This is a genomic window from Marinobacter guineae (assembly GCF_002744735.1).
Lineage (GTDB): Bacteria > Pseudomonadota > Gammaproteobacteria > Pseudomonadales > Oleiphilaceae > Marinobacter > Marinobacter guineae.
This window is the reverse complement of the sequence record NZ_KZ319340.1, coordinates 160,015-176,011: the sequence shown is the minus strand read 5'-3', so window position 1 is coordinate 176,011 and position 15,997 is coordinate 160,015. Positions and strand designations below refer to the sequence as shown.

The following is a 15,997-nucleotide window of genomic DNA, read 5'->3' as shown; positions in this document are numbered from 1 at the left end:
TGTCCAGTCCTGTTGGTGCTGGTTTAGCTCGTAATAACGATCAGGCGGAATCGGTCTCCGCTCTGGGGTTTCGTGGGTAGTAGCGTTCGGGCAGGCGTTCGATGTGGGGGAAGAAGCGGGTGTCCTTGTAGGGCATTTTCATGAAGCCGGACACGCCCAGGCCGGTGATCTGGTCCACGGCGGAGAGGATTTCATCGAGCAGTCCGGAAAACTCTCCCTCTCGGTCCGGGTCCAGCAAGCGGTAGTGGCTGTGGATCTTGAGGTGGCGGGGCAGGGCTTCGAAGATGATCATGCCGGTGTGATGGATATCGTTCAGGGACTCCAGCGCGGTGATGATGGTTTGCGGCAGCACCAGGAATTCCTCCGGGTCCGGCCCGTCCTCGAAATAGGAATGCACCCGGGATTCGTCTTCCACTTCGGGTGCCGCACTGACCTCGTAGCGCAGTTGCATGCCCGGCTCGATCACGAACGGCTGGTCCGGTTCGGCGCGGTCGATGTGCAGGGTGTTGCGGGCGTTGAACAGGCAGCTTTTGAAGATACCCTGGCGATAAATGGCCTGGGCCAGGTAGACCATGTTGTTGACGGCCCTGATGAAGGCGGTCTTGAGGCTGGGGTCGTGCAGGTTCAGTGAGGTGTCAATGTAGACCCCATCGGTCTCCCAGCGCACGGCGAGGCCGCCTTCGACGGGGTATCGTCCCAGTCGGCTGACGGCGGCCAGGAAGGCCTTTTCCGTTTCACCCATGCCCTGCATGAAGTTCTTGTAGTAGCGGTCCAGCTGAACGTCGTTAACATCGTTGAGCGTTTCCGGAGCACCTTCCTGCCGAAGGAAGGATTTGCGGGAGCTGTACACCACGGTGTCGATGTCGTGTTCGGAAGGCCGTGTCCACACTGGTACCAATGGATTTGCCGGGGGCTCCGGCAGATCAATCATCACCGTGCGCGCCATTCTTGGCATTTCATTCAGATAGTAATCACCGGCCCGCCGGCGAGTCTCTGGATCCGGGGCCAGCATGCCGTCCAGCATGCGGGCGAACTCCATGGGCAGCCCCAGGGAGGTGGCGGGAATCGCCTGGTGGCCAAAACGGCATGACTGGCCGGAAGCCAGTGCATAGAGCGTCCCGGCAGCGCCCTGTTCATCAAAACGCGGTGACGACAGGCCGCCGTTGAGCTGCTCCTCGCCAATGAAGTAGACATCCCCCAGCCGGGCATTGGTCTGTTGCAGGTTATCGGACATCAGTTCCATGACATTGGTGGTGAGGAACTGCTGGTTGGCATCGAGCTGTGCGAACACCGAGGAGCCCCAGTCGATCAGGGCGATGTTTTCAGTGCTGGCGTCGAAGACCAGGTTTGATGGCTTGATGTCACCATGCACGATGGGTCGTCCGGCGGGACCGTTCTCACGGCGCAGGTTGCGTAGAATGTCCGCAAGCTGGTCGGCGATGCGCATCACCACCCGGGGTTTGAGGCGGCCCTCACGCAACGAGACTTCTTCCAGGTTAAGACCTGCGGCCCGCTCCATCACCAGAATGGGCTGGTTGTGGGCCCGCTGATAGGCGATCAGCCGGGGCACTCTTGGGTGCCGGACCTGCTCGAGGATGTAGGCTTCGTCTTCCAGGCGGTCCTGCAGGTGCTGGGGCAGGTTTATGCGGGTGAATTTGAAGACGTGTTCGGGGCCGGTGTTGTCCGGGCTTGGAAGGCGGCCCGCGAACACGAACCCGTAGGCGCCCTTGCCAATCAGCTCAATGTCCAGGTAACCCAGTTGGCGGAGCTGAGCGGCGCAAAGCGCCACCCAGTCCTTGAGCTTCTTGGCATCATCATGACTGAGCAGGTAGATCGACTGCTCTTCAGGTATGTAGAACTGCTGCAGTTGCGTGTTCTGCGCCATGATGCCCCGTCAGCCCAGATGCAACAACATCGATTGCGGCGATTCCATGTATCCTTTCCAGCGATTGCAGAAACGCGCAATGGTGCCACCATCAATGATGCGATGGTCCCCCGCCCAGCTCACGGTCATGATGGCCCGTTCCACCACCTGGCCGTTGCCGTCGAAGCGAGGCAGTTTTTGGGTCCGCCCCAGCGCAACAATCGCCACTTCCGGGGCATTGATGATGGGGGAGGCATAGGTGCCGCCCAGTGCGCCAATGTTGGAGATGGTGATGGTGCCGCCCTTGAGGTCCTCCTGGCTTACCCTGCCCGAGCGGGCCGCCTCGGTCAGACGGGCCACTTCATCGGCAATGCCCAGCAGGGTCAGGCTCTCAACACCTTTGACATTGGGAACCATCAGCCCGGCCTTGCCGTCCACCGCCATGCCGATATTGCAATTGGGCAGGTAGTGAATCTCGGTAACGTCGTCGTTAACACGGCTGTTGAGCACCGGGAACTCCTGAACCGCCAGGGCCATGGCCTTCATGACGAATGGCATCAGTGTCAGCCGTGAGCCCCTGGCTTCGGCTTCCGGTTTGAGCTGCTCCCGCAGTTTCAGCAGGTCGGTAACGTCGATGTCTTCGCTGTAGATGAAGTGCGGGATGGTGGTTGCCGACTTGACCATGCTGCGGGCCATCGCCGCTTTCATACCCTTGATCGGTTCTATCCGGACTTCCTGCTCGCGATCAGGCATCCTGCGTCCACCGCCTGCACTTGCCGGCTGTGATTCGCCGGGGCGTTCCTGGCTTTGCGCAGGCGCAGTGGGCTTGTCGAGGTGGGCGAGCACATCGGCCTTCAGTACCCGGCCATCCTTACCGGAACCGGCGATGTCCGACAGGTTCAGGTTGTGCTCCCGCACCAGGCGGCGCACGGCGGGGCTGGCGGGAATCCGCTGCCGGTTTCCTGTTGAAGCAGGTTTTGCGGTAGCCGGGGAGGGTTCCGGTGCCGGCTTCGATGCGGCTTTTACTTCGGTGGGCTCGTCACGGTCACGGGGAATAAACGCAAACAGCGGGGAATGCACCCGGGCCATCTCCTGCTGCTTATGGTAAAGCTTCGTGACGCGGCCAGCCTTGGGCGCGGTAATCTCGACCATGGCCTTGTCGGTCATGACATCCACTACCGGCTGGTCTTCCTCGATTTCGTCACCCTCGGCCACTCGCCATTCCACCACTTCACATTCGACGATACCTTCGCCGATATCGGGGAGGATAAAGTCTTCGGTCTCATCGTCATTGGTTGTGGTGGTGCCAGTGGTTTCCTGCACAGGCTCTGCTTCCTTGGGGTCAGCTCCGGCTTCTGTCGCTGGTGTTTGAGGTGCTACGTCCTGTTCGCTGTCGCTGCCCTCTTCCACCAGTTCGAACAGCGGAGCGTGAACCTTCGCAATGTCGCCTTCCTTGTGATACAGGCGGGTTACCTTGCCCTTGTAAGGCGCGGGAATTTCCACCAGCGCCTTGTCGGTCATCACCTCGGCAACCGGCTGGTCCTCTTCAATGATGTCCCCTTCGCTGACCAGCCATTTGACCAGTTCGCACTCCACGATACCTTCGCCGATATCGGGCAGTATAAAATCACTCATGATTGCTCTCCTGTCCTGATATCAACCTAGAAATCCACGCTCGACCTGATGGCCTCATAGACCTTCAGGTGATTGGGCAGATGCTCTTTTTCCAGCACCAGCGGGAAGGGTGTGTCCATCCCGGTCACCCGAGCGATCGGGGACTCCAGGTACAGGAAGCAACGCTCCTGTATGGTCGCCGCAATTTCGCCGGCGAAACCGCCGGTCAGCGGGGCTTCGTGGGTAACCACCAGGCGCCCGGTCTTGAACACCGAGTTGGCGACGGTTTCCACATCCCATGGCAGGATGGTTCTCAGGTCGATGACTTCACAGGAAATGCCCTCTTTTTCCGCCATTTCGACGGCGTGTTCAATCACTTCCATTTGTGCACCCCAGCCCAGTACGGTGACATCCGTGCCTTCTTTGAGCACTTCGGCTTCGCCCAGTGGCAGCCGGTAATCTTCATCCGGCACGTCACCGACGGAGGCGCGGTAGAGCCGTTTTGGCTCGAAGAACAGGGTAGGGTTCTGGTCGTGGATGGCAGCAAGCAGCAGGCCTTTGGCCTGGTGCGGGTTGCGCGGTACCACAATCTTGAGGCCCGGTGTGTGGGCAAAATAGGCCTCCGGCGATTGCGAGTGGTAGAGCCCCCCGGCAATGCCGCCACCGTAGGGTGCACGAATGGTGAGTCCGCCCACATTGAACAGGTTGCCCGAGCGGTAACGGAACTTGGCCGACTCGTTCACGATCTGGTCAAAGGCCGGGAAGATGTAATCGGCAAACTGTATCTCGGCGACCGGCACGGAACCCTGGGCCGCGAGGCCGTTGGCAAAGCCGATGATGCCTTGCTCTACCAGTGGCGTATTAAAACAGCGCGACTTGCCGTATTTCTGTTGCAGGTTGCTGGTGGCCCGGAAAACGCCACCGAAGATGCCCACGTCCTCACCGAAACACAGCACCCGTTCGTCGGCGGCCATGGCGGTATCAAGGGCGTTGTTAATGGCCTGGAGCATATTCATCTGTGTCATTTCAGGCCTCCCTCTTTGGCCGTTCCCTTCGCGTGTTCAGCACTCTTCGGGTACGCATCCGGATGGCGGCGGATGTGGGCCTTGAGTTTATCGAACTGTTCAGCCAGGGCTGGCGGCACCTCGTCGTAAACATCACTGACCAGGGTATCCAGCGCCGGTGGCGGCCGCTTCTGGGCCCGCTTCATGGTTTCGAGCACTTCGCGACGCATGTTCTCCTGCAGCTGCTTCTCGTCGTCTTCAGTCCACCATTTCTTGCGCTCAAGCCAGAGACGCATGCGCAGGATCGGGTCTTTCTCGCGCCATACGGCTTCCTCGTCCTTGCTGCGATAGCCGGATGGATCGTCGGACGACGAGTGCGCGGCCAGTCGATAGGTCATGGCTTCAATCAGTACCGGGCGATTGTGCTCCACGGCCAGGCGGCGTGCCGCTTTGGTGGCCTCGTGCATGGCGAGAATATCGTTACCATCGACACGGATCACGTCCATTTTGTAGCCGTAGGCCCGCGGTGCAACGCCATCGGCGGCGAACTGCTCGGTGGCCGGCGTGGATATGGCGTAGCCGTTGTTGCGGCACAGGAAAATCACCGGAACGCGATGGACCGCGGCCATATTGAGGGCGGCGTGGAAGTCGCCTTCCGAGGCGGCGCCTTCGCCAAAGTAGGTAATGGTGCAGTGGCCGTCGCCCGCCAATTTCTGGCCGTAGGCATAACCGGTGGCTTGGGGAATCTGCGTGGCCAGCGGCGATGAAATGGTCATGTAGTTCAGCTTGCTGGAGCCATAGTGAACGGGCATCTGGCGACCTTTGCCATAGTCCAGTTCATTGCCGAACAGCTGGTTCATGAATTCATCAATGGAGAAGCCGCGATAGGCCAGGGCGCCCTGTTCCCGGTACTGCGCCATAATCATGTCGGCGTCGTCCAGTGCTGCGGCGCTGCCGATTACGGCCGCTTCCTCACCGGTGCACTGCATGTAGAAGCTGAGACGCCCCTGTCGCTGGGCGGCGAGCATGCGTTCATCGAGAATCCGGGTGGTGACCATTGCACGGTAAATGCGCAGGGCCTTCTCTTTATCCAGATCCGGCGCTTTGGCGCCCTTAAAAAGGGAACCGTCCTGTTTCAGTAGTTTAAAGGTGGGAATCCGGAATTCCGCACCGTCGGTAAAGACCGGGGAGTAAACAACTTTGGCTTTTGTTGTTGTCATAATCCTCTTCCTGGGGTAGTGGCCTGAGGAACAAAACACCCCTTGTGAGGGTGTCGTTGGCTTTAGTATAGCCAAGCTGACGGGACCTGGTGTGGCCCTCGTCAATACCGGCTAAAGTTTACCTTAACGTAAACTGCGACGCTCTGGTAGGGCCGGAGCGCAGTTTTTTAATCGGGGTAGAGTGGTTCAGGTGTCAGGCTGACGAGGGTGTCTTCGTTGCCGATATTCACAGTTCCGTCCTGGATGGTGCACTGCAAATTCATACCACGCTCTGCCAGGTCGGCAAGTGGCTCCGTGGCTTCCGGTGGCAGGTTGATGATGGTGAGGTTGTTGAAGCGGGTCAGTTTGCCCTGGTGCTTTTCCCACCACAGGGGCACGGCACGGCCGCCGTAGGTGTACAGGATAACCCGGTCTGCCCGGTTGCAGGCCTTGCGCAGACGGCTTTCGTCCGGCAGGCCCAGCTCGACCCAGAGTTCGATCTCTCCACTCAGACTTTTTTGCCAGAGCTCCGGCTCGTCGTCCGTGCTCAAACCCCGGGTGAATTCCAGGTGTTCACTGGCATTAAGGATAAACGCGAGCAGCCGGATCATCATTCGGTCATCGGTTTCCGACGGGTGCCGGGCGATGGTCAGGTGATGGTCCGCGTAATAGTGCCGGTCCATATCGGCGATGTTGAGAGTCGCCTTGAAGATGGTTGCTTTGAGCGCCATGGGCTTCCTGCATTGGTATCGGGGTGTCGGTTTGAGCTAGTGTAATGCAATTCTTCCGTGGCTGAGTGTGAACGCATGTCGATGTTGCGTGGTTTTCTGGTCCTGGTGCTGTTTTTTATCCTTGGTGAGTCCATGCGGGTGCTCTTCGCATTGCCGGTCAGTGGCGGCGTTCTCGGAATGGTCGTCATTACCTTCACCCTGATGGTGAAAGGCAACGTGAGCGATGAGCTGGCCTCGGCCAGCCAGGGGCTGATCTCGGTACTGGTGCTGCTGATCATGCCGGGTGTTGTGGGGGTGTTCTTCACCGCCGATCAGTTCTCCGGGCAGTGGCTGGCGGTTGCGACGGCTTTGCTCGTTGGCACCTTTCTGAGTGTTCTCACCACGTTGTTGTTGATGCAACTGGTGACAGCCAGGGGGGATGGCGATGGTGAATGAGATTCTCGCCCGACTCCAGGCGCTGCCGGACATTCTCGCAGCCACGCCGATTCTCGCCATTGGCTTAACCCTGGGAGCCTTCTTTGCTGGCAATTGGTTGTTCTCCCGCGTGGGGCGGCCTTTATGGCTGCCGCCCGTGGTGTTGTCGGCACTACTTCTGGCCGGGGTGATCGCTTTTCTGGCAGTGGATTACCAGAGCTACCAGCAGGGCGCTCGCTGGCTTTCGGTTCTGCTGGGTCCCGCCACGGTTGCCCTGGGCATTCCCCTGTACCAGCAGATGCACCATATCCGTGCCATGTGGCGCCCGATCGTGGTGACCTTGCCGATCGCCGCTACCATGGCGGCGGTTTACGCCGTGGTGATTGGCTGGGCTCTGGGTGCCACGCCGGAGGTGCTGGCGTCGCTGGCGCCAAAGTCGGTGACGGCACCGATTGCCATCGGGATCACCGAACAGCTGGGTGGTTCTGTTCCCCTGATGATGGGTGGCCTGCTGATTACCGGCGTGGTCGCAACCCTCTTCGTTGACCTGCTCGCGCGCCTGTTGCCGGTAAAGGATGAACGAATCCTGGGCTTTGCCCTGGGTCTGAACGGCCATGCCGTCGGAACGGCGCGGGCGTTTGAGATCAGCCATACTGCCGGTGCATTTGCCTCCCTGGGCATGGGCCTCACTGGCGTGTTCACCGCGCTGATTCTGCCACTGGTTTTCCGCCTGTAGGGCTGCGCCAAATCAGGTCATTCACCTGGCGAATAACGCCATGTCGCAATTTCGATTGCCGTAAGGGTTTTCCGAGACTAGCTTGTTGCTCAGGCATTCGGCGTCCTTCTGCGCCGATGTTCCGTGAAAATTCCTAAAACAGCGACGGAAAACGCGATGAAAAAACTGATTACAGCATTTGTCGGTTCCATGGTCCTGACGGCGGCACCGGTAGCCCTGTCTGCCGAGGCGACCAAGGAACTGAAGATGGCGTATGACGCCGATCCCGTGACCCTTGATATTCATGAGCAGCTCTCTGGTGGCATGTTGCAGCTCAGCCACATGACATTCGATCCGCTGGTGCGCTGGACGTCCGATCTGAAGTTCGAGCCGCGCCTGGCCAAAAGCTGGGAGCGCATCGATGAAAACACCATGCGGTTCGAACTCAGGGAAGGGGTGAAATTCCACTCTGGCAACCAACTGACCTCCAAGGATGTGAAGTTCACCTTGGAGCGTCTCAAGCAGAGCCCGGATTACAAGGCGATTTTCCAGCCGTTCAGCGAGCTGAAAGTGATCGACGATTACACCTTCGAGTTGGTCACTAAAGAGCCCTACCCGCTGCTGCTGAATACCGCGACTTACATCTTTCCGATGGACAGCGAGTTTTACTCTGGCAAGACCGAGAGTGGCGAAAGCAAGAGCGCTATCACCAAGCATGGCAACTCCTTCGCATCAGAGAACATGTCTGGTACGGGTCCTTACATCATCAGGGATCGTCAGCAGGGCGTGCGTGTAGAGTTTGAGCGGTTCGATGATTACTGGGACACCGAATCCCCGGGCAACGTCGGCAAGATCACGCTGACGCCGATCAAGGAGAATAATACCCGTGTTTCGGCCCTGCTTTCCGGTGGTGTGGATTTCATTGCGCCGGTACCGCCCACGGATCTCGAGCGGATCAAGCGGGATGAAGACTCCAGCCTGGTCACCATGAGCGGTACCCGCATCATCCTGTTTCACATGAACCAGGAGCGGGTGGAAGCCTTCAAGAACCCGAAGGTTCGCCAGGCGATCGCCTATGCCATCAACCAGGAAGGTATTGCCGCCAAGATCATGAAGGGCTTTGCCACTCCTGCCGCCCAGATGTCACCCCGGGGCTACCAGGGTTTTAACGAATCACTCACGCCTCGTTTCGATGTGGCCAAGGCCCAGGCGCTGATGAAGGAGGCCGGATATGAGGACGGCTTCACCATCACCATGATGGCGCCCAACAACCGTTATGTGAACGATGACAAGATCGCACAGGCGGTGGCCGCGATGCTGGCCCGCATCAACATCAAGGTGGATCTGAAAACTCTGCCCAAGGCACAGTACTGGCCGGAGTATGACAACCGCGCCGCAGACATGATGATGATCGGCTGGCATGCGGATACTGAGGATTCCGCCAACTTCTTCGAATTTCTGACCTTCTGTCCGAACGCTGAGACCGGTGCTGGCCAGTACAATGCCGGTAAATACTGCAACCCGGAGCTTGATGCGCTGGTTAACCAGGCCAACGTGGAGACCGATAGGGACAAGCGGGCAGCCATGTTGCAGGAAGTCGAGCAGCGCCTTTACGAGGACGCCGCCTTTATTCCGCTGCACTGGCAGGACCTGGCCTGGGCGTCGAAGGAGAACGTGAAGATTGAGCCGGTGCTCAATGTCATGAACTTCCCGTACCTGGGAGACCTGGTCGTTGAATAAACGGGGCTCGTGACTCTTTGTTACCCCCTCTCTCCAAACCTCTCTCCCGCCAGGGGAGAGAGGCTTTCAGAAATTCACTACCGGTAAAACCTTCATGTTAGCGTTTTTGGTTCAGCGGATTTCCCAGGCGTTTCTGGTCATGTTCGTGATCAGCGTGATCGCCTTTGCCATTCAGGATGGCCTTGGTGATCCGCTTCAGCAGATGGTGGGCATGTCTGTCTCCCAGGAAGAGCGTGAGGCCCTTCGGGACGAGCTCGGGCTCAACGATTCGGTTGTGGTGCAGTACCTGCGCTTTGCGGGTAACGCGCTTCAGGGTGATCTGGGCAATTCCTATTTCTACAGCAAGCCGACCCTGGAAGTGATCGCGGAGCATCTGCCGGCGACCCTGGAACTGGTGATCGGCGCCAGTCTGATCATTGTCGTGTTTTCGGTTCCCATCGGGGTTTACTCTGCCATCCGGCCCCAGGCCTGGCTGTCAAAATTTTTCATGGGTATCAGCACCGTCGGTATATCCATCCCGGTGTTCCTGACGGCCATCATGCTGATCCAGCTGTTTTCCATCGGTGTCACAGTGAGTGCATTCCCGGAGGACACCGGATGGGGGCAGTGGCTGAACGACTTTTTCTCCACCGAGGGTGGACTGCCTTCCTATGGCCGTGGCGATGAACTGACACACCTATTCGGCACCTGGGAATCCGGTTTCTTCAGCGAAAGCGGCCTGATGCACCTGGTCCTGCCGTCGGTCTCGCTGGCGTCGATCATGCTGCCGCTGTTTATCCGCCTGATTCGTGCCGAGATGATGGAAGTGCTGCAAAGCGACTACATCCGCTACGCCCGGGCCAAAGGTCTGAGCGCTGGCCGCATCAACTTTTTGCACGCCCTCAAGAACACCATGCTGCCGGTGATCACCGTGGGTGGGGTGCAGATCGGCATCATGGTGGCCTACACCATTCTCACCGAGACAGTGTTTCAGTGGCCGGGGGTGGGCCTGATGTTTCTCGAAGCCATCACTCGCAGCGACATCCCGCTGATCGTGGCTTACCTGATGGTGGTGGGTCTGATTTTTGTGATCACCAACACGCTGGTGGACCTGATCTACGGTCTCGTTAACCCCACCGTCAAACTGACAGGTAAGAAAGCATGACAACGGCAACGGTTTCCCGCTGGGACCGCTTCCGCGAGTCCTTCCTCTGGTACAGCTTCAAACGCGACAAAGTGGCTATTGTCAGCTTCGTGGTATTGATGCTGATGGTGCTGGCTGCGGTGTTTGCACCCCTGCTGGCGCCTGCTGACCCCTATGATCTGGCACAGATCAACATCATGAACTCGGAGCTGCCGCCGGCCGGGCTGGCGGGGTCCGATCCTGCCTTCCCTTTGGGCACTGACGCCCAGGGCCGGGATATGCTCTCAACCATTCTCTACGGCACACAGGTGTCACTGATGATCGGCTTCGGTGCAGTAGTGTTGCAGGCGGCGCTTGGCATCCTGTTTGGCCTGCTGGCGGGTTACCTGGGTGGCCGGGTGGACGCCGTTCTGATGCGCATTGCCGACGTGCAGTTGTCCTTTTCCACGCTGATGGTGGCGATCATTGTCGGCGCCGTCTTCAAGGCCAGTTTCGGCAACCTGATGTTTGGAGAAATCGCCATCTACATGCTGATCTTTATCATCGGTGTGTCGGAATGGCCACAGATTGCCCGCACCGTGCGCGCCTCGGTGCTGGCGGAGAAGAAAAAAGAGTACGTGGACGCCGCCAAGGTAATGGGCTTCAGCACGCCCCGGATCATGTTCCGGCACATCCTCCCCAATACCCTGTCGCCCATCTTCGTGATCGCCACGGTCCAGATCGCCAACGCCATTATCTCCGAGGCGGCGTTGTCCTTCCTGGGCCTGGGCATGCCGGAAACCCAGCCGTCCCTGGGCTCGCTGATCAAGTCCGGTTTCGACTATATCCAGAGCGGTTCCTGGTGGATCACGCTGCTCCCGGGCCTGGTGCTGGTGGTGCTGGTGCTGGTCATCAATCTGTTGGGTGACTGGTTGCGGGATGTAATGAACCCACGGCTGTACAAGGGGTAACACCATGGCACTGTTGGAAGTAAGAGATCTTGATGTCCGCTTTGCGGTGCGTGGTGGCGACCTGACGGCGCTCCGGGGTATCAGCTTCAGCCTTGATAAAGGCGAGCGGCTGGGCCTGGTGGGCGAATCCGGCGCCGGTAAATCCGTGGCGGCGTTTTCCATCCTCAACCTGATCGCTAAACCCGGCTACATCGCCGGCGGTCAGATCCTGTTCGAGGGCCGGGACCTGGCTGCCATGAGTGAGCGGGAGCTGCGGAAGATCCGGGGCAACCGCATCGCCATGATTTTCCAGGACCCGATGATGACACTGAATCCGGTACTGACCATCGGTACCCAGATGGTGGAGGCCATACTGGCACACCGGAAAATCAGCAAGAAGGAAGCCCGGGCGATCGCCCTGGACCGGCTGCAGAAAGTGCAGATTCCGTCCCCGGGCAAACGCCTTGATCAGTATCCCCACGAGCTGTCCGGCGGTATGCGCCAGCGGGTGATCATTGCAATCGCGCTGCTGCTGGATCCGGAGATCATCGTTGCCGACGAGCCCACCACAGCCCTGGATGTGACCATTCAGGCGGAAATCATGGATCTGCTGCTGGACTTGTGTGAGCAGGAGAACGTGGCGCTGATGCTGATCACCCATGATCTCGGCGTGGTTTCCCAGGTAACCCAGCGCATGCTGGTGATGTATTCCGGTCGCATCATTGAGCAGGGCCCGACCCGGGAAATTATCAATGATGCCCAGCACCCCTACACCCAGGGGCTGATTAATGCTCTACCCCAGCTGGGCGAGCCGGGCGCGCGGCTGTTCCAGATTCCCGGCTCCATGCCGTCCCTGAAAAATGTGCCCACGGGCTGCCCGTTCCATCCCCGCTGCAACTTCGCCACTGAACAGTGTAAGCACTCGATGCCGGACTATGTCCGCTCGGGCAATGTGGATGTGGCCTGTTACGAAGTCGCCAACCTGATTGAGCAGGAGAAACACATGCAGGAGGCCGAATCATGACCTCCCCGTTGGTAAGTATTCGCGGGCTGGAAAAACGCTTTGACCTCTCCGGCAGCTTGCTGGAACAGATAACCTTCGAGGGTGGCCGCTTCCGCCGCAAAAAGGAAGCGGTGCACGCCATTAACGGCGTCGACCTGGAAGTACAGAGGGGCGAGGCTCTGTGTGTGGTGGGCGAATCCGGCTGTGGCAAGTCCACTATAGCTCGCACCGTGATGGGTCTGCTTTCTCCCAGCGCCGGGGAGATCCACTATGACGGCCAGCGCATCGACAACCTGGAACGCAAGGCTTCGCTGCCGTACCGGCGAAAGATGCAGATGATCTTCCAGAATCCCTATGCGTCCCTGAATCCGCGTATGACCATTCAGCAGACCCTGGAAGAGCCCATCCGCTTTCATCATCCGGACTGGTCGCCAATCCAGGTGCGGGACAAGATTCATGAAGTGATGCATTCGGTGGGCATCGATCCGGACTGGGGCAGTCGCTTCGGCCATGAGTTCTCCGGTGGCCAGCGCCAGCGGATAGCCATAGCCCGGGCTTTGGCGGTGGATCCGGAGTTCATCGTCGCGGACGAGCCGATTTCCGCCCTGGACGTGTCCATCCAGGCCCAGGTGCTGAATCTGTTGATGGATGCCCAGGAGAGCCGGGGACTTACCTATCTGTTCATCACCCACGATCTGGCGGTGGTGGAGCATTTCGGCACCCGGGTGGCGGTGATGTACCTGGGCCGGGTATGTGAGCTGGCGGACACCAAAACTTTGTTTGCGACACCCCGGCATCCTTATACCCAGGCGCTGTTGTCCGCCATTCCCAAGCTCGAGGACGACCGGCCCAACCACATCCGCCTGAAAGGCGAGGTGCCCACGCCGGTGAACCTGCCTTCAGGGTGTGTGTTTCACGGCCGCTGCCCCTACGCCAACGAACGTTGCCGGCAGGAAGTGCCCGGGTTGATCACCACCGATGGTGGCAATCAGGTGGCCTGCCACGCGGTGGAAGAGGGGCGGTTGTAACGGGTGTGCTGCGATAGGCTATGATGCCAGCAGTCAAGCCCGGATCGATACAACCACTTAGCCTTTCCACCTGACCCCGGGGGATTTCATGGAAGTACGCTGGCTGGAAGATTTCCTGGCGCTGGCCCGCACGCGTCATTTCTCACGTGCTGCTGAAATGCAGCACGTGAGCCAGCCTACGTTCAGCCGCCGGATCAGGCTGCTGGAAGAGTCCATGGGCAGCATACTGGTCAACCGGCAGACCCTGCCGTTGTCGCTGACGCCGGCAGGTGAACTGTTCCTGGAATTCTGTGAACGGATTACCCGGGATGTGCGGGACACGAAGGATCGAATCGCCGCCCTTGAAGCAGAGGCGTCATCGCGGATCAGTGTCGGCTCTACCCAGGGACTGTTCTCCCATTTCTATCAGGGCTGGGCCAGGGATGCCGGCATAGCCGGGCGCCTCCAGCTCAACCTGAAAGCCACTAGCTGGGTCGGCGAACAGTTTCTGGATGCCCTGGAAAATGGTGAATGCGATCTTGTGTTGTGTTACTGGCATCCGGACCTCCCCTGGGGTGGCCGGCTGATCGAGGACAGGTTTGAGTGGCTGGTTCTGGCCCGGGAATCCCTGGTGCCAGTCAGTGTGGTGGACGAACAGGGCCATCCCCGTTTCGCTCTGCCGGGCAGTCAGGAGCAGCCGGTACCATTGATTGCCTATCACAACCGGGGGTTTCTCCAATCCGCGATTGAGGGGCATCTGGCGAGGCAAAAACTGACCGCACACCTGTTGCCCCTGAACGAGAATACCCAGTCTGCCAGTATCAAGGCCCTGGTCAAACAGGGCTTTGGTATGGGCTGGCTGCCAAAACGCATGACGGAAAAAAGCGAACAATTCGGCAGCCTGGTGCGCGCCGGCGACAAACTCTGGGATGTGCCCCTGGAAATTCGCCTGATCCGCCTGCGGGATGCCCGCTCGGATGACCTGATAACCCTCTGGAAACAATTGGAAATCTGATATGCCTGATGATGCCCTGCTGTCGTTACAGCTTGATCACCTGAAAGAGCTGCAGGTCCGGTATGAATCGGCCCTGGCAGATCATGGCTTCGATAGCCTGCTGGTCGCCTCCGGCGCCGCACCATATCGCTATGGTGACGATCAGGCCTGGCATTTCCAGGGCTATGGCCCATTCCTGCACTGGACCGGGCTGACCGGCCGAGAACACTGCTGGCTGTGGGTCCGGACCGGTCAAAAGCCGGTGTTGTGGCTTCACGAGCCGGTGGATTTCTGGCACGCCAACCAGCCGTTGCCGGAAGAGCCCTGGCAGGCCTTTATTGAAGTTCGCAGCAGCCAGTCGCCTGAGGCGCCATTGCTCGATGATCCGGGTACCCTGGCGGTGATCGGTGATCCGGCCCTGCTTGGTACCGCGGCGGGTAAACAAAATCCGGAAGGCCTGCTCAAAGCTCTGGACGAAACCCGGGTGCGCAAGACCGCTTACGAGATTGAATGCCTGGCCCAGGCCAATCGCATGGCACTGGCGGGGCATCGGGCTGCCCGGGATGCTTTTGTCAATGGCGAGAGCGAGTTTGGCATCAGCCTCGCCTATCAGCAGGCTACCCGGCAGAGGGAAGCCGATGCGCCGTACCACAGCATCATCGGCCAGAACGGGCATGCGGGCACTTTGCACTATCAGTATTACGACACCCAGCCTCCGGGCCATCCCCGCAGCTTGTTGATCGATGCCGGTGTCCGGTTTCGGGGCTACTGCTCCGACATCACCCGCACCACGGCCGGGCCGGGCGAGTCCCACTTCGCCGCCGTGATTCACGGACTCGAGAGGCTCCAGCTTCGGCTTTGTGACATGGTGGCGCCCGGTGTGGACTACATTGATATCCACCGCAAGGCCCACCAGGGCATTGCCGCATTACTGTCAGCCACCGGTCTGGTGACTGGTCTGGACGATCAGAGCATCGTGGAGCAGGGCATTACCCGGGCTTTCTTTCCCCACGGTATTGGCCACTTTCTCGGTGTCCAGGTCCATGACGTTGCCGGCAAGCCGGCACCTGCGCCGGAGGATGCACCATTCCTGCGCCTGACTCGCCAACTCGAGCCCGGGATGGTGGTAACCATCGAGCCTGGCCTCTATTTCATCCCGTCGTTACTGGAATCCTTGCTGGCAGGGGAGTCAGGACAGTATCTGAACCGGGAGTTGCTGAGCCGGTTGCGAGGCTGTGGTGGCATTCGCATTGAGGACAACGTGGTGGTCACCGGGACAGGAAGCCGGAATCTGACCCGGGCCCCGTAAGTCGTAAACACTTCCTGGCCCGGGACACTCGGTTGCACAAATTTAAGCCAAATGGGGTTGCATTTTGGGATGCTAATGACAATAATTATCACTAACCTTTAACGTCATTGGTGAGTCATTACTATGTATGTTTGCCTGTGCCACGGGGTAACCGACCGGGAAATTCGCGAAGCCGCCGATAACGGTGTCTCTTCCATGCGTCAGCTGGGAAAAGAACTGGGTGTTGGTACCCAATGCGGCCGCTGTGCCTGCACCGCCCGGGAAATCCTGAGGGAGAGTCGCTCACCGGACTACCTGGCACTGGCCAACCTGCTCGCCCAGCCGGCCTGACCGTCTCGATTGCCAGACTGT

General features: G+C 59.2%; 15 protein-coding genes. 10 read left to right on the top strand and 5 right to left on the bottom strand.

The genetic code is table 11. The features are described 5' to 3' along the window. Nucleotides 1-40 precede the first annotated feature (40 nt). The 5 genes from CLH62_RS08840 to CLH62_RS08820 form a co-directional block, all read right to left on the bottom strand. Nucleotides 41-1,885, bottom strand: a complete 1,845-nt coding sequence (locus CLH62_RS08840; RefSeq protein ID WP_099617802.1) for a protein kinase domain-containing protein — start codon at nt 1,883-1,885, stop codon at nt 41-43. 9 nt (nt 1,886-1,894) lie between these two features. After that, on the bottom strand, nt 1,895-3,499 hold the full coding sequence (locus CLH62_RS08835) for a dihydrolipoyllysine-residue acetyltransferase (RefSeq protein ID WP_099617801.1): 1,605 nt from the start codon (nt 3,497-3,499) through the stop codon (nt 1,895-1,897). Between the two features lie 26 nt (nt 3,500-3,525). Continuing rightward, nucleotides 3,526-4,503, bottom strand: a complete 978-nt coding sequence (locus CLH62_RS08830; protein WP_099617800.1) for an alpha-ketoacid dehydrogenase subunit beta — start codon at nt 4,501-4,503, stop codon at nt 3,526-3,528. Next, nucleotides 4,500-5,702 (bottom strand): thiamine pyrophosphate-dependent dehydrogenase E1 component subunit alpha, encoded by a 1,203-nt coding sequence (locus CLH62_RS08825; RefSeq protein WP_099617799.1) that lies wholly within the window; start codon nt 5,700-5,702, stop codon nt 4,500-4,502. Before CLH62_RS08825 ends, CLH62_RS08830 begins: the two co-directional genes overlap by 4 nt. A gap of 167 nt (nt 5,703-5,869) precedes the next feature. Then, nucleotides 5,870-6,412 (bottom strand): YaeQ family protein, encoded by a 543-nt coding sequence (locus tag CLH62_RS08820; protein ID WP_099617798.1) that lies wholly within the window; start codon nt 6,410-6,412, stop codon nt 5,870-5,872. Nucleotides 6,413-6,487: 75 nt separating this feature from the next. On the opposite strand from CLH62_RS08820, the gene CLH62_RS08815 reads away from it, so the two are divergent. The 10 genes from CLH62_RS08815 to CLH62_RS08770 all read left to right on the top strand — a co-directional run bounded on the left by CLH62_RS08815 (nt 6,488) and on the right by CLH62_RS08770 (nt 15,976). Beyond that, on the top strand, nt 6,488-6,847 hold the full coding sequence (locus CLH62_RS08815; protein ID WP_099617797.1) for a CidA/LrgA family protein: 360 nt from the start codon (nt 6,488-6,490) through the stop codon (nt 6,845-6,847). After that, nucleotides 6,837-7,562, top strand: coding sequence for an LrgB family protein (locus tag CLH62_RS08810; RefSeq protein ID WP_099617796.1), 726 nt, complete (start codon nt 6,837-6,839; stop codon nt 7,560-7,562). Before CLH62_RS08815 ends, CLH62_RS08810 begins: the two co-directional genes overlap by 11 nt. A 156-nt stretch (nt 7,563-7,718) precedes the next feature. After that, nucleotides 7,719-9,281, top strand: coding sequence for an ABC transporter substrate-binding protein (locus tag CLH62_RS08805; protein ID WP_099617795.1), 1,563 nt, complete (start codon nt 7,719-7,721; stop codon nt 9,279-9,281). Between the two features lie 94 nt (nt 9,282-9,375). Next, nucleotides 9,376-10,425, top strand: coding sequence for an ABC transporter permease (locus CLH62_RS08800; protein ID WP_099617794.1), 1,050 nt, complete (start codon nt 9,376-9,378; stop codon nt 10,423-10,425). After that, nucleotides 10,422-11,354, top strand: a complete 933-nt coding sequence (locus CLH62_RS08795; RefSeq protein WP_099617793.1) for an ABC transporter permease — start codon at nt 10,422-10,424, stop codon at nt 11,352-11,354. Before CLH62_RS08800 ends, CLH62_RS08795 begins: the two co-directional genes overlap by 4 nt. Nucleotides 11,355-11,358: 4 nt before the next feature. Next, nucleotides 11,359-12,357 carry an ABC transporter ATP-binding protein gene (locus tag CLH62_RS08790; protein WP_099617792.1) on the top strand — a complete coding sequence of 333 codons (999 nt, stop codon included), beginning with the start codon at nt 11,359-11,361 and terminating at the stop codon, nt 12,355-12,357. Next, entirely contained in the window at nt 12,354-13,364 is a 1,011-nt protein-coding gene (locus CLH62_RS08785) for an ABC transporter ATP-binding protein (RefSeq protein ID WP_099617791.1), read from the top strand. Before CLH62_RS08790 ends, CLH62_RS08785 begins: the two co-directional genes overlap by 4 nt. An 88-nt stretch (nt 13,365-13,452) precedes the next feature. Then, nucleotides 13,453-14,358, top strand: a complete 906-nt coding sequence (locus tag CLH62_RS08780; RefSeq protein ID WP_099617790.1) for a LysR family transcriptional regulator — start codon at nt 13,453-13,455, stop codon at nt 14,356-14,358. Between the two features lies 1 nt (nt 14,359). After that, on the top strand, nt 14,360-15,646 hold the full coding sequence (pepQ, locus tag CLH62_RS08775) for a Xaa-Pro dipeptidase (RefSeq protein ID WP_099617789.1): 1,287 nt from the start codon (nt 14,360-14,362) through the stop codon (nt 15,644-15,646). Nucleotides 15,647-15,769: 123 nt separating this feature from the next. Continuing rightward, complete coding sequence (locus tag CLH62_RS08770; RefSeq protein WP_099617788.1) at nt 15,770-15,976, top strand: bacterioferritin-associated ferredoxin; 207 nt, start codon at nt 15,770-15,772, stop codon at nt 15,974-15,976. The last annotated feature ends 21 nt before the right edge of the window (nt 15,977-15,997 follow it).

What these genes read in the sequence shown, in the direction of transcription:
- CLH62_RS08795 (WP_099617793.1), top strand. Translation starts at nt 10,422, where the DNA reads ATGACAACGGCAACGGTTTCCCGCTGGGACCGCTTCCGCGAGTCCTTC.
- CLH62_RS08820 (WP_099617798.1), bottom strand. Translation starts at nt 6,412, where the DNA reads ATGGCGCTCAAAGCAACCATCTTCAAGGCGACTCTCAACATCGCCGAT.
- CLH62_RS08805 (WP_099617795.1), top strand. Translation starts at nt 7,719, where the DNA reads ATGAAAAAACTGATTACAGCATTTGTCGGTTCCATGGTCCTGACGGCG.
- CLH62_RS08810 (WP_099617796.1), top strand. Translation starts at nt 6,837, where the DNA reads ATGGTGAATGAGATTCTCGCCCGACTCCAGGCGCTGCCGGACATTCTC.
- CLH62_RS08800 (WP_099617794.1), top strand. Translation starts at nt 9,376, where the DNA reads ATGTTAGCGTTTTTGGTTCAGCGGATTTCCCAGGCGTTTCTGGTCATG.
- CLH62_RS08770 (WP_099617788.1), top strand. Translation starts at nt 15,770, where the DNA reads ATGTATGTTTGCCTGTGCCACGGGGTAACCGACCGGGAAATTCGCGAA.
- CLH62_RS08780 (WP_099617790.1), top strand. Translation starts at nt 13,453, where the DNA reads ATGGAAGTACGCTGGCTGGAAGATTTCCTGGCGCTGGCCCGCACGCGT.
- CLH62_RS08815 (WP_099617797.1), top strand. Translation starts at nt 6,488, where the DNA reads ATGTCGATGTTGCGTGGTTTTCTGGTCCTGGTGCTGTTTTTTATCCTT.
- CLH62_RS08840 (WP_099617802.1), bottom strand. Translation starts at nt 1,885, where the DNA reads ATGGCGCAGAACACGCAACTGCAGCAGTTCTACATACCTGAAGAGCAG.
- CLH62_RS08785 (WP_099617791.1), top strand. Translation starts at nt 12,354, where the DNA reads ATGACCTCCCCGTTGGTAAGTATTCGCGGGCTGGAAAAACGCTTTGAC.
- CLH62_RS08790 (WP_099617792.1), top strand. Translation starts at nt 11,359, where the DNA reads ATGGCACTGTTGGAAGTAAGAGATCTTGATGTCCGCTTTGCGGTGCGT.
- pepQ (WP_099617789.1), top strand. Translation starts at nt 14,360, where the DNA reads ATGCCTGATGATGCCCTGCTGTCGTTACAGCTTGATCACCTGAAAGAG.
- CLH62_RS08830 (WP_099617800.1), bottom strand. Translation starts at nt 4,503, where the DNA reads ATGACACAGATGAATATGCTCCAGGCCATTAACAACGCCCTTGATACC.
- CLH62_RS08835 (WP_099617801.1), bottom strand. Translation starts at nt 3,499, where the DNA reads ATGAGTGATTTTATACTGCCCGATATCGGCGAAGGTATCGTGGAGTGC.
- CLH62_RS08825 (WP_099617799.1), bottom strand. Translation starts at nt 5,702, where the DNA reads ATGACAACAACAAAAGCCAAAGTTGTTTACTCCCCGGTCTTTACCGAC.